This window comes from Microbacter sp. GSS18 (assembly GCA_029319145.1).
Lineage (GTDB): Bacteria > Actinomycetota > Actinomycetes > Actinomycetales > Microbacteriaceae > Microbacterium.
In genome coordinates this window covers 941,804-964,809 of sequence record CP119753.1, presented here as the reverse complement: position 1 = coordinate 964,809, position 23,006 = coordinate 941,804, and the positions used below count along the sequence as shown (strand labels likewise).

The 23,006-nt window shown below is 72.0% G+C and carries 22 protein-coding genes; 5 read left to right on the top strand and 17 right to left on the bottom strand.

The annotated features are described in order from the left end of the window. Window positions 1-85: 85 nt before the first annotated feature. Together P0L94_04590 and P0L94_04585 are read left to right on the top strand one after the other, a co-directional pair. A complete protein-coding gene (locus tag P0L94_04590; protein WES65352.1) occupies window positions 86-841 on the top strand; it encodes a response regulator transcription factor in 756 nt (251 codons plus the stop codon). Next, the gene (locus tag P0L94_04585; protein WES65351.1) at window positions 838-1,983 is read left to right on the top strand and encodes a HAMP domain-containing sensor histidine kinase; all 1,146 of its coding nucleotides are present in this window, start codon (window positions 838-840) and stop codon (window positions 1,981-1,983) included. The genes P0L94_04590 and P0L94_04585 overlap by 4 nt, the downstream gene beginning before the upstream one ends. A 5-nt stretch (window positions 1,984-1,988) precedes the next feature. On the opposite strand, the gene P0L94_04580 is transcribed toward P0L94_04585, so the two are convergent. The 3 genes from P0L94_04580 to leuA all read right to left on the bottom strand — a co-directional run bounded on the left by P0L94_04580 (window position 1,989) and on the right by leuA (window position 5,818). Next, on the bottom strand, window positions 1,989-3,038 hold the full coding sequence (locus tag P0L94_04580; protein WES65350.1) for an NAD-dependent epimerase/dehydratase family protein: 1,050 nt from the start codon (window positions 3,036-3,038) through the stop codon (window positions 1,989-1,991). Then, window positions 3,035-3,892 carry an MTAP family purine nucleoside phosphorylase gene (locus P0L94_04575; protein WES65349.1) on the bottom strand — a complete coding sequence of 286 codons (858 nt, stop codon included), beginning with the start codon at window positions 3,890-3,892 and terminating at the stop codon, window positions 3,035-3,037. The genes P0L94_04580 and P0L94_04575 overlap by 4 nt, the downstream gene beginning before the upstream one ends. A gap of 165 nt (window positions 3,893-4,057) precedes the next feature. Continuing rightward, on the bottom strand, window positions 4,058-5,818 hold the full coding sequence (leuA, locus tag P0L94_04570) for a 2-isopropylmalate synthase (protein ID WES65348.1): 1,761 nt from the start codon (window positions 5,816-5,818) through the stop codon (window positions 4,058-4,060). Between the two features lie 214 nt (window positions 5,819-6,032). Between leuA and P0L94_04565 the strand changes: the two genes are divergently transcribed. Then, the gene (locus tag P0L94_04565) at window positions 6,033-6,668 is read left to right on the top strand and encodes a hypothetical protein (protein ID WES65347.1); all 636 of its coding nucleotides are present in this window, start codon (window positions 6,033-6,035) and stop codon (window positions 6,666-6,668) included. Window positions 6,669-6,675: 7 nt separating this feature from the next. On the opposite strand, the gene era is transcribed toward P0L94_04565, so the two are convergent. From era to lepA, 11 genes are all read right to left on the bottom strand, one after another. Next, window positions 6,676-7,596: a GTPase Era gene (era, locus tag P0L94_04560; GenBank protein WES65346.1), complete on the bottom strand. Its 921-nt coding sequence runs from the start codon at window positions 7,594-7,596 to the stop codon at window positions 6,676-6,678. Beyond that, entirely contained in the window at window positions 7,593-8,975 is a 1,383-nt protein-coding gene (locus P0L94_04555) for a hemolysin family protein (GenBank protein ID WES65345.1), read from the bottom strand. The genes era and P0L94_04555 overlap by 4 nt, the downstream gene beginning before the upstream one ends. Continuing rightward, a complete protein-coding gene (ybeY, locus tag P0L94_04550; GenBank protein ID WES65344.1) occupies window positions 8,972-9,442 on the bottom strand; it encodes an rRNA maturation RNase YbeY in 471 nt (156 codons plus the stop codon). The genes P0L94_04555 and ybeY overlap by 4 nt, the downstream gene beginning before the upstream one ends. Continuing rightward, the gene (locus tag P0L94_04545) at window positions 9,439-10,518 is read right to left on the bottom strand and encodes a PhoH family protein (GenBank protein ID WES65343.1); all 1,080 of its coding nucleotides are present in this window, start codon (window positions 10,516-10,518) and stop codon (window positions 9,439-9,441) included. The genes ybeY and P0L94_04545 overlap by 4 nt, the downstream gene beginning before the upstream one ends. After that, on the bottom strand, window positions 10,511-10,858 hold the full coding sequence (locus P0L94_04540; protein ID WES65342.1) for an HIT domain-containing protein: 348 nt from the start codon (window positions 10,856-10,858) through the stop codon (window positions 10,511-10,513). Before P0L94_04540 ends, P0L94_04545 begins: the two co-directional genes overlap by 8 nt. A gap of 23 nt (window positions 10,859-10,881) precedes the next feature. After that, entirely contained in the window at window positions 10,882-11,613 is a 732-nt protein-coding gene (locus P0L94_04535) for a 16S rRNA (uracil(1498)-N(3))-methyltransferase (GenBank protein WES65341.1), read from the bottom strand. A gap of 1 nt (window position 11,614) precedes the next feature. Beyond that, a complete protein-coding gene (dnaJ, locus tag P0L94_04530; protein WES65340.1) occupies window positions 11,615-12,730 on the bottom strand; it encodes a molecular chaperone DnaJ in 1,116 nt (371 codons plus the stop codon). A gap of 51 nt (window positions 12,731-12,781) precedes the next feature. Beyond that, on the bottom strand, window positions 12,782-13,822 hold the full coding sequence (gene hrcA, locus P0L94_04525; GenBank protein ID WES65339.1) for a heat-inducible transcriptional repressor HrcA: 1,041 nt from the start codon (window positions 13,820-13,822) through the stop codon (window positions 12,782-12,784). 94 nt (window positions 13,823-13,916) lie between these two features. Beyond that, complete coding sequence (hemW, locus tag P0L94_04520; GenBank protein ID WES65338.1) at window positions 13,917-15,134, bottom strand: radical SAM family heme chaperone HemW; 1,218 nt, start codon at window positions 15,132-15,134, stop codon at window positions 13,917-13,919. A 2-nt stretch (window positions 15,135-15,136) separates the two neighbouring features. After that, on the bottom strand, window positions 15,137-15,787 hold the full coding sequence (locus P0L94_04515) for a DUF1990 family protein (protein WES65337.1): 651 nt from the start codon (window positions 15,785-15,787) through the stop codon (window positions 15,137-15,139). A 58-nt stretch (window positions 15,788-15,845) separates the two neighbouring features. Further along, window positions 15,846-17,696, bottom strand: a complete 1,851-nt coding sequence (gene lepA, locus P0L94_04510) for a translation elongation factor 4 (GenBank protein ID WES65336.1) — start codon at window positions 17,694-17,696, stop codon at window positions 15,846-15,848. Between the two features lie 107 nt (window positions 17,697-17,803). Here lepA and P0L94_04505 point away from each other — a divergent pair, with 107 nt between their 5' ends. Together P0L94_04505 and rpsT are read left to right on the top strand one after the other, a co-directional pair. Next, window positions 17,804-18,523, top strand: a complete 720-nt coding sequence (locus P0L94_04505; protein ID WES65335.1) for an alpha/beta hydrolase — start codon at window positions 17,804-17,806, stop codon at window positions 18,521-18,523. Window positions 18,524-18,637: 114 nt separating this feature from the next. After that, on the top strand, window positions 18,638-18,898 hold the full coding sequence (rpsT, locus tag P0L94_04500) for a 30S ribosomal protein S20 (GenBank protein WES65334.1): 261 nt from the start codon (window positions 18,638-18,640) through the stop codon (window positions 18,896-18,898). 73 nt (window positions 18,899-18,971) lie between these two features. On the opposite strand, the gene P0L94_04495 is transcribed toward rpsT, so the two are convergent. The 3 genes from P0L94_04495 to P0L94_04485 are packed head-to-tail and all read right to left on the bottom strand — an operon-like array spanning window position 18,972 to window position 22,965. Beyond that, window positions 18,972-20,012 carry a hypothetical protein gene (locus P0L94_04495; GenBank protein ID WES65333.1) on the bottom strand — a complete coding sequence of 347 codons (1,041 nt, stop codon included), beginning with the start codon at window positions 20,010-20,012 and terminating at the stop codon, window positions 18,972-18,974. A 9-nt stretch (window positions 20,013-20,021) separates the two neighbouring features. Continuing rightward, on the bottom strand, window positions 20,022-22,355 hold the full coding sequence (locus P0L94_04490; protein ID WES65332.1) for a ComEC/Rec2 family competence protein: 2,334 nt from the start codon (window positions 22,353-22,355) through the stop codon (window positions 20,022-20,024). Between the two features lie 7 nt (window positions 22,356-22,362). Continuing rightward, window positions 22,363-22,965: a ComEA family DNA-binding protein gene (locus P0L94_04485; GenBank protein WES65331.1), complete on the bottom strand. Its 603-nt coding sequence runs from the start codon at window positions 22,963-22,965 to the stop codon at window positions 22,363-22,365. Window positions 22,966-23,006: the final 41 nt, after the last annotated feature.

The window sequence follows — 23,006 nt, the reverse complement described above, 5'->3', positions numbered from 1 at the left end:
GGCAACCATTACGGAACACGGAAGCGTCGCGTCGCCGGCGGGCGTTCACCCGACCGACTCGCCGCCGCGGTCGTAGGGTGAGAGCGTGAGCATCGCCGATTCGGTCGCACCCGCGGGAGACCTTGCGGGTCGCTGCGTGCTCGTGGTCGAGGACGACGACACGGTCGCCGAGGTGGCCACGACCTACCTTCGTGCGGCGGGCTTCATCGTCGACCGAGCCGCGGACGGCCGCGAAGCGCTCGAGAAGGTGGCGGCGCTGTCGCCCGACCTGGTGGTGCTCGACCTGATGCTGCCCGACGTCGATGGCATCGAGACCTGCCGCCGCATCCGCGAGCAGCGGGACACGCCCGTGCTCATGCTGACGGCGCGAACCTCGGCCGACGACCGCATCACCGGTCTCGAGGCCGGCGCGGACGACTACGTCACCAAGCCGTTCTCGCCGCGGGAGCTCGTGCTGCGGGTGCAGTCCGTGATGCGCCGCGCGCTCGCGGAGCCGGCATCCGAGGAGCCGGTCTCGGTCGGGCGCTTCTTCGTCGACCCGGCCGCGCGCATCGCACGCATGGACGGACAGGATCTCGCGCTCACGGTCCGCGAGTTCGATCTGCTGGCCTTCCTCGCGCGCCGACCGCATCAGGCGTTCGACCGCGAGACCCTGCTGCAGTCGGTCTGGGGGTGGACGTACGGGGATCTGTCGACCGTCACGGTCCACGTGAGGCGCCTGCGCGAGAAGATCGAGCCCGACACGGCGAACCCGCGGCATCTCGTGACCGTGTGGGGCGTCGGCTACCGGTTCCAGCCGGCGGGCGAACCCCCGCGCGAACAGGATCGTCCGGACTCGTGAACCTGCCCGACCTGCTCTCGGTCACCGCCGTCACCTCCATCGTGAGCCTGGCGGTCGGAGGCGCGTGCGTCCTCGTGCTGCTGATGCTGCGGCACGTTCGTCTGTTCGTCCAGCTGATCGTCGCGCTGCTGGCCGGGGTAGCCTCCGTCGTGATCAGCATGATCACCGTCGCGAACCTGATGTACCTGTCGGGTCACGACCTGGTCGTCGCGATCGCCGTCTCGATCACCGCAGGCCTGAGCTCTGCACTGGTCGGCGCGGCGGTGTGCTGGTGGATCGTCCGCAACTCCCGCGCGCTGTCGCGCGCCGTCGAGCGCATCGCGCAGGGCGAGGTCGTCACCGCGTCGCCGCTCACCGTCGGGACCGAGCTCTCGCGCCTCGAGGCGGCACTGGCCCAGACGAGCGCCCAGCTGAAGGACTCCCGCGAGCGGGAGGCGCGTCTGGAGGCGGCGCGGCGCGAGCTGGTGGCCTGGATCTCGCACGATCTGCGCACGCCGCTCGGCGGGATCCGCGCCATGGCCGAGGCACTCGAGGACGGCATGGCCGACGACCCCGACCGCTACCTGCGCCAGATGCGGGCGCAGGTGGATCTGCTGGCGGGGATGGTCGACGACCTCTTCGAGCTGTCGCGGCTCGAGTCGGGCTCCCGGCCGCTGACGCTCATGGACGTCTCCCTGCTCGACGTCGTCAGCGACGCCGTCGCCGCTGTACGTCCGGCGATCCGCGACCGTCAGGTCGTGGTGGACAGCACCCTCGACCATGACCTCGTCGTCTCGGTCGACCCGGCGGAGATGTCGCGGGCGATCGGGAACCTCGTCATGAACGCCGCCCAGCACACGCCGCGAGACAGCGTCGTCACCGTCCGGACCGAGGTCGTCGACGGGCGACCGACCGTCTCGGTCATCGACGAGGGCGACGGCATTCCCGACGCCGACCTCCCGCGGGTGTTCGACGCGGGCTGGCGAGGCTCCGCCGCCCGCACCCCGCACGCCGGTGACGGCGCACCGCCCGGTGCGGGTCTGGGGCTCGCGATCGTGCGGGGAATCGTGCAGGCGCACCGCGGCGATGTCGCCGTGCGGAATCTGGCGGCAGGCTGCCGCTTCGACATCCGTCTGCCCGCAGCGGGCGCGCCCGCCGTCTGACGCGCTCAGGCGCCCGGCATCGCGGCGAAGGACCTCAGGCCCTCCTCCAGCCCGATGGCGGCGGACCAGTCCAGTTCGCGCCGCGCCCGCGCCGCCGAGGCGGTGATGTGGCGAACGTCGCCGGCCCGGTACTCGCCGGTGACGACGGGGGCAGGGCCGCCCATGACCTGTGCGAGCGCGCGAGCGAGATCGTGCACGGTCGTGACCTGCCCGGTGGCGATGTTGAAGGGCCGCGCCGCACCACCGGCGCCCGCCGTCCAGTCCGCGGCCGCCAGGCCGGCGGCGGCGACGTCGTCGACGTGGATGAAGTCCCGGCGCTGCCCCCCGTCCTCGAACACCCTCGGCGCCTCGCCGCGCGCGAGCGCGGATCGGAAGATGGCCGCGACACCCGCGTAGGGGGTGTCACGCGGCATGCCCGCCCCGTAGACGTTGTGATAGCGCAGCATCGCCGCGCTGCCGCCCGTCTCGCGCGCCCAGCTGGCGGCGAGGTGCTCCTGAGCGAGCTTCGTCAGCGCGTAGACGTTCCGCGGATCGGTCGCGCCGGTCTCGTCGATCGACGCCGGCTCCAGCACCGCGCCGGTGCCGGGATCGCGCGGGTCGAAGACGCCCGCCTCGAGGTCGGCGATCAGGCGCGGCGCGGGACGGACGAAAGCCGTGCCGCCCGGCAGGCGGTACGCACCTTCGCCGTAGACGACCATCGAGGATGCGAGCACCAGGCGCCCGACGCCGCAGGCCCGCATCGCCGCCAGCACGACCGCGGTGCCGACGACGTTGACGGCGGCGTAGTCCGGCGCATCGTCGAAGTCCACCCCGAGACCCACCTTCGCGGCCTGATGGCTGACGACGTCGATCCCCTCGAGGGCCCGCTCGACCGCATCGCGGTCGCGCACGTCGGCGCGGATCAGCTGCACGTCGTCGCCGAGGTCAGGAGGGGCGGCGTGGACATCGGCGCGCAGCGCATCCAGCACGCGCACGCGCCACCCGCGCGCCCGCGCGGCCCGCACGACACGGGATCCGATGAACCCCGCGCCGCCGGTGACCAGCAGCGCCGTCATCGGCCGAGTCGCGGGTCGGCGTCCCGCGCGGGGCGGTCGAGCACATCCGGACGCGCGCGATCATCCAGCAGCATCCGGCCCGCGTAGTCGTGCGGGATCGCATCGACGGCGCGCTCGATCCCGGCGACGACGCGCGGCAGCGCCTCGGCGAAGCGCGCGTAGACGATGTCGGCGCTCACGCGTTCGGCGTCGTCGGCATCGACGCCCGCATCCATGTCCGTCACCACGCACACGGTGGCCACGCCGATGCCGAGCTCGCAGGCCAGGGCCACCTCGGGGAGCAGCGTCATGTTGACCAGATCGGCGCCCGCCGCCCGCAGGGCACGGGACTCCGCCCTCGTCGAGAAGCGGGGACCGGGGATCACCGCCACCGTCGCGCCGTCGGCGGCATCGGGCAGACCCGCCCGCACCGCCTCGCGGACGACCGGGCAGAACGGGTCAGCGAACGGCAGATGCCGAACCGGTCCGACGTCCATTCCGGGCTCGCCGTCGAAGTACGAGTCCGCCCGTCCGTGGGTGCGGTCCAGCAGCTGGTCGGGCACCGCGAGCGACCCGGGGGCGAAGGACGCGTCCAGCGACCCGACCGCCGCGGACGACACGATCGCCCGCACACCCAACCGTGCCAGCGCCCACAGATTCGCGCGTGCCGGCACCGCACCGGGCGGCAGCGCGTGCCCGGCGCCGTGGCGCGGCAGAAAGGCCACCGAGCGGCCCGCGAGCGTCCCGAGCGCGACCGGCGCCGACGTCGGCCCGTAGGGCGTCGGGATCGTCTCGTGCCGGTCGAGGGAGGCGAACGCCTCCTCGAGACCGGTGCCGCCGATGACGGCCATGGATGCATCGTGGGTCTCGGGCATGCGCTGGTCCTCCGATCGTCGGGAGTCGTCGCCTCACGATAGAACGGAGAAGCCGACGACCACGGTCGCGGAGCCGACGTTTCCTCGGTTCGTCACCACCCGACCCCGAACGCGCCGCTCCGCTCGCGGCGGCTCGAGAGCCTGCGCGAGCGGAGCGGCGATGGATCAGACGGCGGCGAGCTCGGCCGAGCGCTCCCGAGTGCGGATCGCCCGGTTGACACCCGAGACGATCGCCTTGAGCGACGCCGTCGAGATGTCGCCGTCGATGCCCACGCCCCACAGGCGCTCGCCGTCGACCTGGAGCTCGACGTAGGCGGCCGCCTGGGCGTCGCCGCCGGCGCTGAGAGCGTGCTCGACGTAGTCGTACACGGTCACGTCGAAGCCGTGGGCACGCAGCACCTCGAGGAACGCCGCGACCGGCCCGTTCCCGTGCCCGGACGCCGAGACGCGGTCGTCGCCGTCGCGCATGGTGACGTCGAGGCCGACATCGCCCGACATGTCGCTCTGTGTGCGCGTCGACAGCAGCTCGAAGCGACCCCAGCGGTCGTCGGCGACCGCCGAGGGCAGGTACTCGTCGGTGAAGACCGACCAGATCTGGTCGCTCGTGACCTCGCCGCCGTCGGCATCCGTCTTGGCCTGCACGACACCCGAGAACTCGATCTGGAGCTTCCGAGGCAGATCCAGCGCGTGATCGGTCTTGAGCAGGTAGGCGACCCCGCCCTTGCCCGACTGCGAGTTGACGCGGATGACCGCCTCGTACGAGCGCCCCAGGTCCTTGGGATCGATCGGCAGGTACGGCACGGCCCACTCCAGCTCGTCCACCGACACGCCCTCGACGACGGCGCGGGCCTCCATCGCCTCGAAGCCCTTCTTGATCGCGTCCTGGTGCGATCCGCTGAAGGCCGTGAAGACCAGGTCGCCCGCCCACGGGCTGCGCTCGTGCACGGGCAGCTGGTTGCAGTATTCGACGGTTCGCTTGACCTGGTCGATGTCGCTGAAGTCGATCTGCGGGTCGATCCCCTGCGTCAGCAGGTTGATGCCCAACGCCACCAGGTCGACGTTGCCGGTGCGCTCGCCGTTGCCGAACAGGCAGCCCTCGATGCGGTCGGCGCCGGCCATGTAGCCCAATTCGGCGGCCGCGATGGCGGTGCCGCGGTCGTTGTGGGGGTGCAGCGACAGGATGACGTTCTCGCGGTGGTTCAGATGCCGGTTCATCCACTCGATGGAGTCGGCGTACACATTGGGCGTGGCCATCTCGACCGTCGCGGGCAGGTTGATGATCACCTTGCGCTCGGGCGTGGGTTCGAGCACGTCCAGGACCTGGTTGCACACGTCCACCGCGAACTCCAGCTCGGTGCCGGTGTAGCTCTCGGGCGAGTACTCGTAGAAGACCTTCGTCTCGGGCACGCGCTTCTCGAACTCGCGGCACAGGCGCGCGCCTTCCAGCGCGATGTCGATGATGCCCTGGCGGTCGGTGCGGAACACCACGTCGCGCTGCAGGATGCTCGTGGAGTTGTAGAGGTGGACGATCGCGCGCTTGGCGCCGCGGATCGACTCGTACGTCCGCTCGATCAGGTGCGCACGGGACTGCGTCAGCACCTGGATCGTGACGTCGTCGGGGATCAGGCCGTCCTCGATCAGCTGGCGCACGAAGTCGAAGTCGGTCTGGCTCGCCGACGGGAACCCGACCTCGATCTCCTTGTAGCCCATGCGCACGAGCAGGTCGAACATGACCCGCTTGCGCTCTGGGCTCATCGGGTCGATGAGCGCCTGGTTGCCGTCGCGCAGGTCGACGGCGCACCACCGCGGCGCCTGCGTGATGCGGCGTGCCGGCCAGGTGCGGTCGGGCAGCTCGACCGAGATCTGCTCGTGATACGGCCGATACTTGTGGATCGGCATGCCCGAAGGCTGCTGGAAGTTCTCCATGATGTCGCTTCTACTCTCGTCTTCGAAGATGGGGGCCGACGACAAGCTCCGCGACGAGGAAGGCCCTAGATCGAGGCCCCGTCGCGGCGGCTAAGGAGAAGCAGCGAGTCGACACGCATAGCGCAAGAGTACACCCGGCAGCGACCCCGTGGCGAACGCGCTGCCGTTGCCGGTCCGCGCGAGACGATCGTCGCGCGCCCGACACTGTCGGAGTATGAGCCCTCTGAGTCGCCGCCGTCATGCCGCACCCCTCGCCGTCGCGTCGGCCATCGCCGTCCTCGCCCTGACCGGGTGCGCCACGCCCGGAACCGGGACATCGGGCGGCGCACCCACCGGGGGCTCCGCGCCGCCGCCGCCCGCGGGCGAGGTCATCGCGCAGGGAACGGTCATGGACGTCGGCGGGGATGTCGAACTGTGCCTCGGGGCGATCGCCGAGTCGTACCCTCCCCAGTGCTCGGGCATCCCGCTCGCCGGCTGGAGCTGGCAGGGCGTCGACGGCTTCGAGTCCGCGGGAGACGTGACGTGGGGCGCGTACGCGGTGCAGGGGACCTACGACGGAGAGCGGTTCACGTCGACCGCGCCCCCGATGCTGCTGGCGCTCTACGACCCGATGGCCCCCGAGGACCCCACCGGCGGCGAGCCGGGCGCCGGGACCGAGGACGAGCTGCTGACGATCCAGGAAGAACTGCCGGAACTGCTCGGCGACGCCTACCTGTCGTCGTTCCCCGACGACGGGCGGCTCCGGGTCCAGGTCGTCTGGGACGACGGGACGTGGCAGCGCGCGGCCGACGAGCGCTGGGGGCCCGACCGCGTCGCGGTGTTCTCGGCCCTGCGTCCCGTGGCCGGGTGAGCCGGGCCTAGAACCCCAGGCGCCCGAGCTGCTTGGGATCGCGCTGCCATTCCTTGGCCACGCGCACGTGCAGCGACAGGTAGATCCTCCCGCCCACGAGCGGCTCGATCTGGGCCCGCGCCCGCGCGCCCACGTCCTTGAGCCGGCTGCCTTTGCGGCCGATGATGATGGCCTTCTGGCTGTCCCGCTCGACGACGATGTCTGCGTAGACGTCGGTGAGGTCGGAGTCCTCGCGAGGCGCGATCTCCTGCACGACGACCGCGATCGAATGGGGAAGCTCGTCGCGCACGCCTTCGAGCGCAGCCTCGCGGATGATCTCGGCGATGCGGTCGTCCTCGGACTCGTCGGTCACGACCCCTTCGGGGTACAGCGCCGGCCCCGGGGGCATCAGTGCCAGCACCTCGTCGGTGAGCACGTCGAGCTGGTCGCGCGTGAGCGATGAGATCGGGATGACGGCCGCCCAGTCCTCGCGCAGCGCGTCGACCTCCATGAGCCGCTCGGTGACCTGATCGCGCGTGGCCGAATCCGTCTTGGTCACGATCGCGACCTTCTTCGCGCGGGCGTACCCGTCGAGCGACTCCGCGATGCGCCTGTCCCCCGGCCCGACCTTCTCGGTCGCCGGGACGCAGAACCCGATGACGTCCACGTCGCCGAGCACCTGCTCGACGAGGTCGTTCAATCGCTGGCCGAGCAGCGTGCGCGGCCGGTGCAGGCCCGGCGTGTCGACCACGACGAGCTGTCCCGCCGGACGGTTCAGGATTCCGCGGATCGCCCTGCGCGTCGTCTGCGGCTTGTCGCTGGTGATGGCGATCTTCTCGCCCACCAGAGCGTTGGTGAGCGTGGACTTGCCGACGTTCGGCCGTCCCACGAACGTCACGAAGCCCGAGTGGAAGTCTCCGGCCTCCGCCGGTGCATCCTGGTCGCTCACGCTGCGCCGCCCTTCTGCTTGGCCTTGCCACGGTCCTTCGCCGCCTTGACGACGCGGATCTCGGCCGTCCGGGGACGCACGGGTTCGGCGTCGCCGGCGCGGGGATCGGCATCCTGGTCGTCCTCGGCATCCGGTGCGCGCTCCACGATCACCGTGGCCAGGCGCCCCCGCCCGCGCGACGCGCCGCCGGTCATGATCAGTCCGGACAGCTCACCGGTCGCGCCCGGCTGCGGGATCCGGCCGAGCGCCTTGCCCAGCAGGCCGCCGACCGAGTCGACGTCCTCGTCCTCGAGCTCCAGGCCGAAGAGGTCTCCGACCTCGTCGAGACTCATGCGCGCGCTCACGCGGTAGCGGCCGGCGGCCAGTTCGACCACCTCGTCGCCGCGCGGGTCGTACTCGTCGACGATCTCGCCGACGATCTCCTCGATCAGATCCTCGAGCGTGACCAGGCCCGACACGGCGCCGTATTCGTCGATCACCATGCACACGTGCACGGCGTCGCGCTTCATCTGCTGCAGGAGCGTCTCGGCCTTCATCGATTCGGGCACGAACACCGCCGACCGCGCGATCCGCAGGATCGGCTCGTCGCGCCACCCCGCTTCGCCCTGGAACCCGAACTGAACGAGGTCCTTCAGATACAGCAGCCCCACGATGTCGTCGGCGTCGGCGTCCACGATCGGCATGCGCGACACGCCCTTCTCGAGGAAGATCGCCATCGCGTCGCGGGTGGTGGCCGTCGCGTCGACGGTCACCATGTCCGTGCGCGGCACCATGAGCTCGCGCACGAACGCGTCGGTGAAGTCGAACACCGAGTGGATCAGCTCCCGGTCGTCCTCCTCGATCAGCTCGTTCTCCGCGGCGTCGTCGATGATGCTGAGCAGCTGCTCCTCGGACGCGAACGCGCCGCTGCGGGAGACCCCGGGCGTCAGCGTCGTGCCGACCGCGGCCAGACCGTGCGCGAGGGGACCGAGCAGCACGCGCGTGCCCCGCACGATCGGGGCCCCCGCGCGCAGCAGACCGCGCGCGTGCTGCCGCCCGACGTTGCGCGGGCTCACGCCCACGACGACGTACGACACCGCGGTCATGATGAGCGCCGCGGCGAGCATCGCCCACCAGATGTTGTCGAAGATGAGCGTGAACGCGACGGTGACCAGCACCGCCGCCGTCGTCTCGGCGAGCACGCGGATGAAGGCGACGGCGTTGGTGTGCGCGTCGGGATCGTGCGCGATCCGCCGCAGGCTGACGGCGTTGCGACCCGACGCGCCGAGGTCGGCGAGGTCGGCGCGGGACGTCACCGACAGTGCGGCGTCGAGCGCGACCATGAGGGCGCCGAAGGCGAGCAGGACAGCTGCGACGATGAGCAGGAGTGCTGCGGTCATGAACGGCCGCGCCGCCTTTCCGAAAGGGTGAACGAGGCGATCAGGTCGCGCTGCAGGGCGAACATCTCGCGCTCCTCGTCAGGCTCGGCGTGGTCGAAGCCGAGCAGGTGCAGCAGGCCGTGCGTGGTCAGCATGATCAGCTCGTCCAGGGTCGAGTGCTTCGCGGCGACCGCCTGGGTCTCGGCCACCTGCGGGCACAGCACGATGTCTCCCAGGAGGCCGGGCGGAGCAGGCTGGTCCTCGGTGCCCGGACGCAGCTCGTCCATGGGGAAGCTCAGCACATCGGTGGGGCCGGGCTCGTCCATCCACTGGACGTGGAGCGCCTCCATCGCACCCTCGTCGACGGCGAGGATCGCGACGTCCGCGTCGGGGCTGACGTGCAGCTCAGCGAGGTTGTGCTCCATGAGGCGCAGCAGCACGGCCTCGTCGACCGGCGCGCCGGACTCGTTGCTGATCTCGATCGTCATGAGCGTCCTCGCTTCGGAAGATGATCGCGCGGCCCGCTCGGCCGCATGTGGCCGCGACGCTCCGCCCGGTTCGCCAGCTCCGACGCCTCGTCGCGCTCGCGCCGGGCGGCCAGTCGCCGCTCGTCGTACTCGCTGTACGCGTCGACGATGCGTCCCACGAGCGTGTGGCGGACGACGTCGTCGCTGGTCAGGTAGGAGAAGTGGATGTCGTCGATGTCGCTCAGCACGCGCGTCACCAGCCGCAGTCCGGATGCCCCCTGAGGCAGGTCGACCTGGGTGATGTCGCCGGTGACGACCATGCGGGTGCCGAAGCCGAGGCGCGTCAGGAACATCTTCATCTGCTCGGGCGTGGTGTTCTGAGCCTCGTCGAGGACGACGAACGAGTCGTTGAGGGTCCGGCCGCGCATGTACGCCAGCGGAGCGACCTCGATCGTTCCGGTCGCGATCAGCTTGGGGACGAGCTCGGGATCCATCATCTCGTTCAGCGCGTCGTACAGCGGCCGCAGGTACGGGTCGATCTTGTCGGTCAGCGTGCCCGGGAGGAACCCGAGCCGCTCCCCCGCCTCGACGGCGGGACGCGTCAGGATGATGCGGCTGACCTCCTTGCGCTGGAGGGCCTGCACGGCCTTCGCCATCGCCAGGTACGTCTTGCCGGTGCCGGCGGGGCCGATGCCGAACACGATGGTGCTCTCGTCGATGGCGTCGACGTAGCCCTTCTGGCCGAGCGTCTTGGGGCGGATCACCTTGCCGCGCGAGGACAGGATCGCCTCGCCGAGGACCTCGGACGGCCGCGGACCGCCCTCGGCGCGCAGGATGCGGCTGGAGCTGGCGACGTCGGTCGGCTCGAGTCCGTGGCCCGAGCGCGTCATCGCGAGCAGTTCGTCGACGAGCTCGCGGGCGGCGCTGACGGCGCGGTGCTCACCGGTCAGCGTGATCTCGTTGCCGCGCACGTGGACGTCGACATCGGGATGCTCGCGCTCGATGACGCGCAGCAGGCGGTCCTGGGGCCCGAGCAGCTGGACCATGGCGACCCCGTCCGCGTAGATGCGTTCGACGGCAGGCGTGTCGTCAGCCACCGAGGGTCTTCTCCTCGAGCGAGCCCGCGAGCACATGGGCGTGCACGTGGTACACGGTCTGCCCGGCATTCGGTCCGGTGTTGAACACGAGGCGGAAGTCCCCGTCGGAGTGCTCCGCCGCCAGCGTGTCCGCCAGCGAGATCATCTCGGTCAGCAGCCCGGGATCGCCGGCGGCGAGCTCGACGACGTCGCGATACTGCCCGGACTTCGGGATCACCAGAAGGTGGACCGGCGCCTTCGGCGCGATGTCGCGGATCGCGAACACGTTGTCGGTCTGCGCGATGATCTCGGACGGGACCTCGCCCGTGAGGATGCGCGTGAAGATCGAAGGTTCGCTCATGCCCATCAGTCTACCGACGGGGGTCACCAGCGTCCGAGGCGGGCGCTCATCACGGCGATCGCGGCGGGCCCCGCCGTCGACGTGCGCAGGACCGTGTCGCCCAGGCGCACCGAGCGGGCGCCCGCAGCGGCGAGGGCGGCGAGCTCTTCGGGGGCGATGCCGCCCTCGGGACCGACGACGAGCAGCGTCTCGGCCCGATCGCCCGCGTCGATTCGCGTGAGCGGCTCGTCGGCGGTCGGCTCCAGCACCAGCACACGGGACTGCGCGGCCCGCTTCACGATGTCGGCGGTGCCCGCGATCGGCTCCACCTCCGGCAGCCAGGCGCGGTGCGCCTGCTTGCCGGCCTCGCGTGCGATCGTGCGCCAGCGCGCCAGACCCTTCTCCCGCTTGGGGCCCTCCCACCGCGAGATGCTGCGCGCCGCCTGCCACGGCACGATGCCGTCGACGCCCAGCTCCGTCGCCGCCTGGATCGCGAGTTCGTCGCGGTCGCCCTTCGCCAGTGCCTGCACGAGCACGAGCCGCGACGTCGGCGCCGGCACGTCGCGCCGCTGCCGGACGGCCACGACCACTTCGCGCGCGGCGGCGGCCTCGCAGACCCCCTCGAGCCACGCGCCGCGGCCGTCGCCGACCGTCACGTGCTCCCCCGCCCGGAGTCGGCGGACCGTGGCGGCATGATGCGCCTCCGAGCCCGCGAGCACGAGCGTGTCACCGGGCTGCGCGGAGGCGGCCTCCTCGGCGACGAAGTGCAGGACCATGTCAGCTGTGGCGGAACCGGTCGCGGAGCTTGGCGAACAGACCCTGCTGGAACTCGCCCAGTCGCGGCGCCGGTGCCTTGGTGCGCCGGGCGAAGTCCTCGATGAGGGCGCGCTCCTTGGCGTCCAGCCGCGTCGGAGTCACCACGTGGACGCCCACGCGCAGATCACCGCGCTGCGTCGAGCGCAGGGGCGTGATCCCCCGTCCCTTGATCGTGAGCACGTCGCCGGACTGGACGCCGGGACGCACCTCGAGGTCGACGGGGCCGTCGAGCGATTCGATCGTGGTCGAGGTGCCCAGGATCGCGTCGGGCATCGAGACCTCGAGCGTCGCGAGCAGGTCGTCGCCGTCGCGGCTGAAGACGTCGTGGGGCGAGACGGTGACCTCGACGTACAGGTCGCCGTTGGGGCCGCCCGCCGGGCCGACCTCACCCGACCCCGGCAGCTGCAGGCGGAGTCCGCTCTCGACGCCGGCCGGGATGTCGAGGGACACGGTGCGGCGCGCGCGCACGCGCCCCTGACCCTGGCACGTCGCGCAGGGGTACGGGATCGTCGTTCCGTAGCCCTGGCAGACGCCGCAGGGCTGCGACGTGACCACGTTCCCCAGGAGACTGCGTACCTGCCGCTGGACGTGACCGGAGCCGTGGCAGATGTCGCACGTGACGGGCGACGTGCCCGGCTGGCAGCACGAGCCCTCGCAGGTCTCGCACAGCACGGCCGTGTCGACCTCGATGTCGCGGTGGACTCCGAACACGACGTCGCCGAGGTCGAGCGTGACGCGCACGAGGGCATCCTGGCCACGCTCGCGCCGCGATCGCGGGCGACCCGCGCGACCGCCGCCGGCGGCGGCGCCGAAGAAGGTCTCGAAGATGTCGCTGAATCCGCCGAATCCCGCGGCACCGCCGCCGAACGCGGTGTCGCCGCCCATGTCGTAGCGGGCGCGCTGGTCGGGGTCGCTCAGGACGTCGTACGCGTGCGTGACCAGCTTGAACCGCTCGGCGGCCTCCTCACCCGGATTGACGTCCGGGTGGAGCTGGCGTGCGAGCCGTCGGTACGCCTTCTTGATCTCGTCCGGGCTCGCATCGCGCGAGACCCCGAGCACTTCGTAGTGGTCAGCCACTGTCGCCTTCCCGGCCGCCCGCAGGCGGCATCCGTGTCGTCGGCCCGCCCGTCACCGGGCGGCCTCGTCCTCGTCGAGCAGACGGCTCAGGTAGCGCGCCACCGCGCGCACCGAAGCCAGATTGCTCGGATAGTCCATGCGTGTGGGCCCCAGCACGCCGATGCGGGCACGGGCCACCGTCGAGTCGTAGTCGCTGGCGAGGACCGACGCCTCGGTGAGCCCGAACGCCTGGTTCTCACGCCCGATGCTCGCCGCGAGGCCCTGCTCGTCGGCGACCATCTCGCCCATGAGCCGCAGCAGCGTGACCTGCTCCTCGATGGCTTCCAGCAGCGGCGAGATGCTGCCGCGGAAGTCGGCCTCGCGCCGGGCCAGGTTCGCGCTGCCCGCCATCACCAGCCGATCCTGGCGGAACTCCTCGAGCTCTTCGCCGACCACGCGCAACACGGCCGCCGTCGCCTCCTCGAGCGGCGCCGGAAGGCTGGCCGTCGACGAGAGGTGGTCCCCGATACGCTGCAGTCCGTCGCGCACCGATCGACCCACGAGCATCGTCCCGAGCTCGGCGCGGATGCGCCCGAGCTCGGCCTCGTCGAACTCGTCGCGCACGAACGCCAGCCGCTGCGAGACGCGGCCGGTGTCGGTGACGACGATCACCAGCATCCGCCCGCCCCCGAGCTGCACGAGTTCGACGTGGGTTACCGTCGCGCGCGCGAACGACGGGTACTGCACGAGAGCGACCTGCCCGGTCAGCTGCGACAGCACGCGCACCGTGCGGGCGAGCGTGTCGTCGAGATCCCCCGGCGCTTCGAGGAACGAGGCGATCGCCTGCCGCTGCGCGGTGGTCAGCGGCCGGATCTCGGCCAGGTGGTCGACGAAGACGCGGTAGCCCTTGTCGGTGGGCACGCGCCCCGACGAGGTGTGCGGAGCCTCGATGAGCTCCTCCTCCTCGAGCAGGGCCATGTCGTTGCGGATCGTCGCGGCGGACACGCCGAAGGCGTGCCGGTCGACGATCGACTTGCTGCCCACCGGCTCGCGGGTGTCCACGTAGTCCTGGACGATCGCCCGCAGCACCTGGAGTCCCCGTTCGCTGACCATCATCCCCCTCGCTGGCACTCGTTGGTCGTGAGTGCCAATCTTACCGGTACCGTGCCGGGCGGGTCCTCCCGGGCCCGCGGCGATTCGGCAGGCCTCACGACGTGAGGGTGCGCGCGATCACATCGGCCAGGAGTCTTCCGCGCAGGGTCGGGACGATGCGCCCCCGCATCGCCGCCGGGCCCTCGACGAGGCCGTCGGCGATCAGACCCGCCACGCCCCGGCGCGCCGTCGCGCTCAGCGCCGCGATCGGATACCCCTCGCGGATGCGCGTTCCCAGCAGCACGCGCTCGAGCGCACGCGCGTCGTCGTCCGGGCGCTCCCTGCCGGCGGCCGGGGTCTCTCCGGCCGCGAGGCGCTGGGCGTAGGCGGCGGGATGCTTGACGTTCCAGAAGCGGACGCCGCCGATGTGGCTGTGCGCGCCGGGTCCGAAGCCCCACCAGTCCGTTCCCCGCCAGTACGCGAGATTGTGACGCGACCGCGCGTCGTCGGACCGCGCCCAGTTCGAGATCTCGTACCAGGAGTACCCGGCGTCAGCGAGCATCCCGTCCGCCAGCTCGTACATGTCGGCCTGCAGATCGTCGTCCGGCGCGGGCACCTCGCCCCGGCGGATCCGCCGGGCGAGACCCGTACCGTCCTCGATGATGAGGGCATAGGCCGACACGTGATCGGGGTCGTGCGCGAGCGCCGCCGTGAGCGAGGTCCGCCAGTCGTCGAGGGACTCGCCCGGCGCGCCGTAGATCAGGTCGAGGCTCACGTGGAGCCCCGCCGCCCGCGCAGCCGCCACCGCCGTCCCGATGGACTCGGGGCGATGCGTGCGATCCAGGGTCCGCAGGACGTGCGGCACGGCGGACTGCATGCCGATGGACAGGCGCGTCACGCCGGCGTCGGCGAGGACCTGCGCCACCTCATCGGTCACGGTGTCGGGGTTGGCCTCGACGGTCACCTCGGCGCCCGGGTCGATGCCGAAGGCGTCGCGGACGCCGTCCAGCATGCGCGCGAGATCGCCCGGCGCCAGCAGCGTCGGGGTGCCGCCGCCGAAGAAGACCGTCGACGCGGGGCGGATGTCCCCCGCGTGCTCGAGCACCCCGCGCGCCAGCGCGATCTCGCGGAGCACCTCGTGGGCGTAGTCCTCCTGCCGAGCGCCCCGCAGCTCCTGCGACGTGTACGTGTTGAAGTCGCAGTACCCGCAGCGCACGCGGCAGAACGGGACATGGAGGTACACGCCGAAGGGCGAGGCCGGGTCGACGCGCGTGCCCGCCGGCAGCGAGCCGTCGGGCGGGACCGGCTCGCCGAGCGGAAGTGCCGAGCCCACGGTCAGGACGGAGTCGCGTACAGCGGCGAGATCGCGCGCAGGTACCCGGTGAACAGCTCGCGGCGACGTCGCCGGACGAGCGCGGGCAGCATCCGGTACAGCAGACCGGTGGGCGCGTCGAAGGCGCGCACGGTGAACCAGACCTCGTCGTTGTCGCGCCAGTCGAGCATGAACGACTCCTCGCCGCTGACGACCGAACCCGAGACCGTGCCGAGGGCGAAGCCGACCCGACGCGGCTCCTCGACGGCGAGGATCACGCGCAGGTCGGCGTCTGCGCGGTAACCGCGCACGCGTCCTGCGAGCGAGACCGTCGCGCCGGCGGCGACGTAGGGGGTGCCGTTCTCGTCGTAGCGGAGATCCGCCTCGCTGCGGCTCGGGGCGATCGGGGTGCCGTCGTCGGCGAAGCTCACGCCGGAGTACATGGGTCCGGATGCGGGACGGACGTCGAGGACCGTCAGGCCCGCGCCGCGCTGGGCGCCCCACGACAGCAGAGACTCCGATGCCGTGTGGAAGCGTGCCTCGCCGCTGCCGATCCGCCAGGATTCCTGCGCGGGGATGCTTCGCTCGGGCGGGTAGTGCATGAGGTCGGGCGCCTGAGTGGCGCCGACCGCTGCATAGTCGACCGTCTCGTCCTTGAAGGTCCCGCGACGCATGATGTCCACCCTAGTGGCGGCCCCTGCACGCTCGGTGTGAGGCGCCGGCCGCCGCCTGCTACTTCTTGTCCTTGCCCTCGACGTCCCCCGACAGCGCCGCGATGAACGCCTCCTGGGGGACCTCGACGCGACCCACCATCTTCATGCGCTTCTTGCCCTCCTTCTGCTTCTCGAGGAGCTTGCGCTTGCGGGTGATGTCACCGCCGTAGCACTTGGCCAGCACGTCCTTGCGGATGGCGCGGATGTTCTCGCGGGCGATGATGCGCGCGCCGATCGCCGCCTGGATGGGGACTTCGAACTGCTGACGGGGAATGAGCTTGCGCAGCCGCTCGGTCATCAGCGTGCCGTACGCGTAGGCCTTCTCGCGGTGCACGATCGAGCTGAAGGCGTCCACCTTCTCGCCCTGGAGCAGGATGTCGACCTTGACCAGGTCGGCCGTCTGCGAACCGGACGGCTCGTAGTCGAGGCTGGCGTAGCCCTGCGTCTTGGACTTCAGCTGGTCGAAGAAGTCGAAGACGATCTCGCCGAGGGGCATGCTGTAGCGCAGCTCGACCCGGTCCTCGCTGAGGTAGTCCATGCCCTGGAGCGACCCGCGCCGCGACTGGCACAGCTCCATCACGGTGCCGACGTAGTCCTTGGGGAGCAGGATCCCCACCTTGACGACGGGCTCGGACACCTCGGCGACCCGGCCGTCGGGGTACTCGCTCGGGTTGGTGACCGTGACTGTCTCGCCCGTGTCGGTCGTGACCTCGTACGTCACAGACGGGGCCGTGGTGATGAGGTCGAGGCCGAACTCCCGCGACAGGCGCTCGGTGATGATCTCGAGGTGCAGCAGTCCCAGGAAGCCGCAGCGGAAGCCGAACCCCAGCGCGACCGAGGTCTCGGGCTCGTACTGGAGCGAGGCGTCCGAGAGCTTCAGCTTGTCGAGGGCCTCGCGCAGGTCGGCGTAGTCGCTCCCGTCGATCGGGTAGATGCCCGAGAAGACCATCGGCTTGGGGTCGGTGTAGCCCGGAAGCGGGTCCTGGGCGGGCTTGCGGTGGGTCGTGATGGTGTCGCCGACCTTGGACTGGCGCACGTCCTTCACACCGGTGATGAGATAGCCGACCTCGCCGACGCCCAGTCCCCTGGTGGGGATCGGCTCGGGGCTGGAGACGCCGATCTCGAGGAGGTCGTGCGTGGCCTTCGTCGACATCATCTGGATGCGCTCGCGCGGCTCGAGCTTGCCGTCGACCATGCGCACGTACGTCACCACGCCGCGGTACGAGTCGTAGACGGAGTCGAAGATCATCGCGCGGGCGGGGGCGGTCGCATCGCCGACGGGCGCCGGGATGCGGTCGACGATGCGATCGAGCAGGTCCTCGACACCGAGTCCCGTCTTGCCGCTGACGCGGAGGACGTCCTCGGGCTCGCCTCCGATGAGGTTCGCCAGCTCGGCGGCGTACTTCTCGGGGTCGGCCGCGGGCAGGTCGATCTTGTTCAGCACCGGGATGATCTGCAGATCGTTCTCGAGCGCGAGATAGAGGTTCGCGAGCGTCTGCGCTTCGATGCCCTGTGCGGCGTCGACGAGGAGGATCGCTCCCTCGCACGCGGCGAGCGACCTGCTGACCTCGTAGGTGAAGTCGACGTGGCCGGGCGTGTCGATCATGTTCAGTGCGAAGGTGCCCTCAACGGTGGCCCAGGGCATGCGCACGGCCTGCGACTTGATCGTGATGCCGCGCTCGCGCTCGATGTCCATGCGGTCGAGGTACTGCGCGCGCATGTCACGATCGGAGACCACGCCGGTGATCTGCAGCATGCGGTCGGCCAGGGTCGACTTCCCGTGGTCGATGTGGGCGATGATGCAGAAATTGCGGATGCGCTCGGCGGGCGTGGCAGCGGGCTCGAGCGAAGTGAGGGCGCGCGGTGACATGTCCGCAGAAGTCTACCGGTGCCCGCCTGTGACCCCGCCGTCCCGCCCGGCTCACCGAGGCGGGGCCGTCCGCGCCGCCCGCGGCGCCTCGGACGTACGGTGGAGGTGTGAGCGTGCAGGTGGTCCTCGTCCACGGCATCCGCACGTCCGCCACGATGTGGCGCTCGCAGGTCGCCCACCTGCACGAGCAGGGAACGGCGGTCGCGGCGGTCGATCTGCCCGGCCACGGCCGGCGGCGCGACGAGCTCTTCACGCTCGAGGGCGCGTTCGCGACGATCGACGCGGCGGTGCGCGATGCCGCTCGTCGCGGACCGGTCCTGCTGGCGGGCCATTCGATGGGCGGCCTGCTCTCGATCGAGTACGTCGGCGCCTCCGATCCGCCGCCGGTCGCCGCCTTCATCGCCGCGTCGTGCACGGCGATCCCCCGCGGCGCGGGCCTGGCCGCCTACCGGCTGCTGGCGCGCGGATTCGACGCGCTCCCCGGACGCGGGCAGTGGATGACCGATCGGGTGCTCGATCGGACCCTCCCGGCGGAGACGCGCAGTGACTTCGGCGCGGGCGGCTACGCGTACGACGCCCAGGACGACGCCCTGCGCAGCCTGTCGGTGCTCGACCTCCTGACGGCGCTGCGCCGGATCGATGTTCCGCTGTGGTTCATCAACGGCCAATACGATCAGCTGCGCGTGAACGAGCGGCTCTTCGCCCGCGAGGCGCCGCAGGCCGAGCTCATCGTCGTCCCGCGCACGACGCACCTCGTCACGGCGATGCGACCACGCGTGTTCAACGCGCTCCTCGACCTCGCGATCGCAACGGTTCGACAGACCTGATAGAATCCTTGTTTGGCTTGCGTGTGGGTTCTCCCTCACGACCGCCGTGCGGCATCCCTCTCCTGCCACCCGGCACCTTCCATCGATCACCTCAGAACGAAAGAACGTCGACACGTGGCGAACATCAAGTCGCAGATCAAGCGCAACAAGACCAACGAGAAGGCCCACGAGCGCAACAAGGCCGTCAAGAGCGAGCTGAAGACCGCGGTGCGTCGCACCCGCGCGGCCGTGGCAGCCGGCGACAAGGCCGCCGCCGAGAAGGCCCTCACCTCGGCCGCCAAGAAGCTCGACAAGGCCGTGAGCAAGGGCGTCATCCACAAGAACCAGGCCGCGAACCGCAAGTCGGCGATCGCGAAGCAGGTCTCGGGCCTCTGAGCCCCACTTCTCTGACGAAGGCCCGTCCCGCAGGGGGCGGGCCTTCGTCGTCTCTGTGCGCCGAAGCGGCCCGTCAGCCCGCTGCGTAGGCGGATCTGGTCGCGACGACGGTGACGAGGCGCTCGAGCGAGAAGACCGCATCGCGGGAGCCGCCCTTCACCTCGGCATCGGCCCGTGCCGCCGCCTGGATCGCCATCCCGAGCGTCGCATCCGACCAGCCGGCGAGATCGCGCCGCGCGCGGTCGACCTGCCAGTCCTTGAGCCCGAGGCGGGCCGCGAGGGCGCGCGACGGCTCGCGGCTGCCGGCGACGCGCGCCATGGTGCGCAGCTTGGACGCGATCGCCGCCACCATCGGAACGGGATCCGCGCCCGACGCGAGGGCGTGGCGCAGGGCCACCAGCGCGTCGCCGTAGCGACCGGCGATGGCGGTGTCGGCGACGGTGAACGCCGAGATCTCGACGCGGCCGCCGTAGTAGCGCTGGACGATCTGCTCGCCGATGTCGCCCGGGACGTCTGCGATCAGCTGCTGGCAGGCTGCGGCGAGCTCGGTGAGGTCGTCCGAGAACGCCGAGACCAGCGCCCGCAGGGCGGCCGGGGCGATGCGTCGTCCGACCGAGGTGAACTCCTCGGCGGCGAAGTCGTACCGATCGCTGTCGCGCTTGAGCGCCGGGCACGGCACCTCGACGCCGCCGCCGGTGCCGGCGCGCACCGCCTCGAGGAGCTTCTTGCCGCGCACGCTCGCACCCGTGTGGCGGAGCACGACCGTCGCGCCCTCCTGCGGCGTATCGAGGTAGGCGATCGCCTCGGTCAGGAACGCGTCCGAGCACTTCTCGACGCCCGTGATCCGCACGAGCCGTGGCTCGCCGAACAGGCTCGGCGACGTCAGTGCGAGCAGCGACCCCGGCTCGTAGTCGTCGGCTCGCAGATCCGACACCTCGAGACTCGCGTCCTCGGCGCGCAGGTAGTCGCGGATGCCGGTCATGGCGCGCTCAGCGCACACCTCTTCTGGTCCGGACACCAGCACGACGGGAGCCGGCTGCGGCGACCGCCACGACAGCTGCGGGATCGCGGAGCGGGACGCGGCCGGCGTGCGTCGACGCGGGGAGGGTGCCATATGACCAGCCTAGCCAGGGGCACCGACCTCGCCGCGCTCGCTCCAGACGCGAACGCGTCCGCCCTCCTCCCACAGGGCGAGGGCGCCGAGCCGGTCGGTGCGGAGCACGCGCACCCCGAGCTCCTCGAGCAGGTCGAGCGCAGCGGCCCGCGGGTGACCGTGGGGGTTGCCCGCACCGACCGACACGACGCCGACCGGTGCGCCGATCAGCTCGTAGAGGGCGGCATCCTGATCGGCGCTGCCGTGGTGCGCCACCTTCACGACCACGGCGGGGCCGCCGAGCGCGCCCGAGCGGGCGAGCGCGCCCTGCGGTGCGGCGGACAGATCGCCCAGGAGCACGGCCGGCGGCAGCCCGCCGCCCCGGACGTCGAGGACGACGCTCGCGTCGTTGCCCGCGCCGAACACCCGCGAACCGGCCCGTGGCCACAGCACGCGCCAATGCGCGGCTCCCAGGCGACCGCTCATGCCGGCGGCGGCCTCGCTGTGCCGCGCTCCCCCGGCGGCCAGGGCCGCGAGTGTCCTGCGGCCGCGGTCGTCGACCGGGCCGTGCAGCACGAACCCGACCCGCCCTGCCAGCGACTCCGCCGCCCCGGCGTGGTCGGCGTCGAAGTGCGTCAGGACGAGCATGTCGATCGCTGTGACACCGGCCAGCCGCAGACAGGTCCCGAGAGCCCGGGGATCCTCTCCGGTGTCGACGAGGGCGACGGCACCCTCCGAACGCAGCAGCAGGGCGTCCCCCTGGCCGACATCGCACACGAACATGCGCCACGCGGCCGGCACACCCGCTCGAGCGCCCCAGGCCGCCAGCGCCGAGGCCCCGGCCACGGCCCCCAGGCCGCCCAGCACGGCGACGACCGCCGCCGCCCGGATCGCACGCGCCGCACGCGCGCGCCCGAGGGGAACGGCGGCCACGACCACGATCGCCCCCGCCAGGGCGAGCCCCAGTGCGCCGGGTATCCCGCTCAACCACGCCAAGGTGCTCCCCGGAAGGCCCGCGAAGGTCTGAGCCGTCACGGCGACCCACGTCGCCGGCACCCACGCCAGCGCCGCCAGACCGTCGGCCAGAAGCGGCAGCGGGGCGGCCAGGCAGGCCAGGAGCCCCAGCACGGTGGCAGCGGGCGCGGCGGGGGCGGCCAGCAGATTCGCCACGATCCCGTAGGCCGAGACGTTGGGGTCGATCAGCACGATGAGCGGGCCGCACGCGATCTGCGCCGCCGCCGGCACCGCCAGCAGCCACGCGAGGACTCGCGGGAGACTCCGCTCGAGCGAGTGCCCCAGCGGTCGCGCGAGGACGAGGAGCGCCGCCGTCGCGGCGACCGAGAGGGCGAACCCGAGCGACGCGGCCAGCCAGGGATCGACCGCCAGCACGAGCGCGACCGCGAGCGACAGGATCGATACCCCCGCCGCGCCGCGGCCGGTGAGCGCGGACAGCATCGCGATGGCCGCCATCGTCGCGGCCCGCACGACGCTCGGCTCCGGGGTGACCAGGCACACGAACCCCGCGAGGGCCAGCGCCCCGCCGGCGACCCGGCCCCAGCGCGGCGCGGAGACGGCGGACAGCAGCGCGTACGCGAGCCCCACCACGAGTGCGCAGTTGGCGCCCGACACGGCGGTCAGGTGCGACAGCGACGACGTCTTCATCGCGCGGTCCAGGTCCGCGCTCACCGCCCCGGTGTCGCCGACCGCAAGCCCGGGGATGAGCTCCGCCCCCGCCCCCGGCAGCGCCGCCGCGCGTGCCGTCAGTCCGCTGCGCAGGCCCGACAGGACGGCGAGGAAACCCCGCGGCGCGCGCACGACGGTGATCGTCTCGTCGCCGGCGACCTCCAGCACGGCCCGGTCGGGCCCCGAGAGCGGCCTCAGGGTGCCCGGGACGCGCACCACGGCGCCGACGTCCAGCGAGGTCGCGGCATCCGCGGCGCCCCGGCTCACCGTCACGACCGCGCGGGCGCCCACGGCGAACGACCGCTCGCCGGAGTCGACGCGGGAGACGACGGCGTCGAAGGCACGGGAGTCCTCGCCCCACGGCTCGACCTTGCCCGCGACCGTCGCCGTGACCACGACCGGGCGCCCGCCGTAGACCGGCAGGTCGCCGATGGCGTCGCGCCCGGGAGCGACGGCGGCGACCTGCGTCGCCGCGGCCGCCGCCAGCGCAAGCGAAAGCGCGGCGATCGCCCACGCGCGACGAGGGCCCGCGCGCGCCGCGAGCACCGCGGCGCCCGCGGCGCCCCCTGCGGCGCACCACCCGCCGATCGCCACGGGGAGCGCCCACGCCGTCCAGGCGGTGCAGATCGCGGCGGCGACCCACGCCAGCGCGGCCGCCGGGATCAGACGATGGACGCGCACGCGCGGATCACACCGTGACGAGGTCACGCAGCGACGCGACCATCTTCTCCCCGAACCCCGAGACCGCCAGCAGGTCGTCGACGCTCGTGAAGCCGCCGTTGGCCTCGCGCCACTCGATGATCCGCTGGGCGAGCGCGGGCCCGACACGCGGCAGGGTCTCGAGCGCGGCGACGTCCGCCGTGTTCAGGTCGACCCGGCCGTCGGGGTCCACCCCGGCGTGCCCCGACCCCGTGTCGGCTTCGCCCTCGCGCGGCACGCGCAGCTGCTCGCCGTCGGAGACCGATCGCGCCAGATTCACACCGTCGGGGTCGGCGTCGGCGGCGAGCCCGCCCGCTGCGGCGACGGCGTCGACGACGCGGGATCCGGAGTCCAGGACGTACAGTCCCGGCTGGGCGACGGCGCCGGAGACATGCACGTAGACGCCCACGGGAGCGACCGCGTCCCCCGGCGTCGCCTCGGGGGCGTCGAACTCGGCCACCGGGACGAACGCCGAGCGGACGACGCCGACGACCACCGTCACGGTCAGCGCCGCGAGCACCAGCGCCACGGCGGCGCCGACGCCCAGGCGACGACGTGCGTGCGGAGGCGCGGCCCCGGAATCGTTGTCCACGCCCGCACGCTACGGCGGGCGCCTACCCCCGCCGGTCCCGC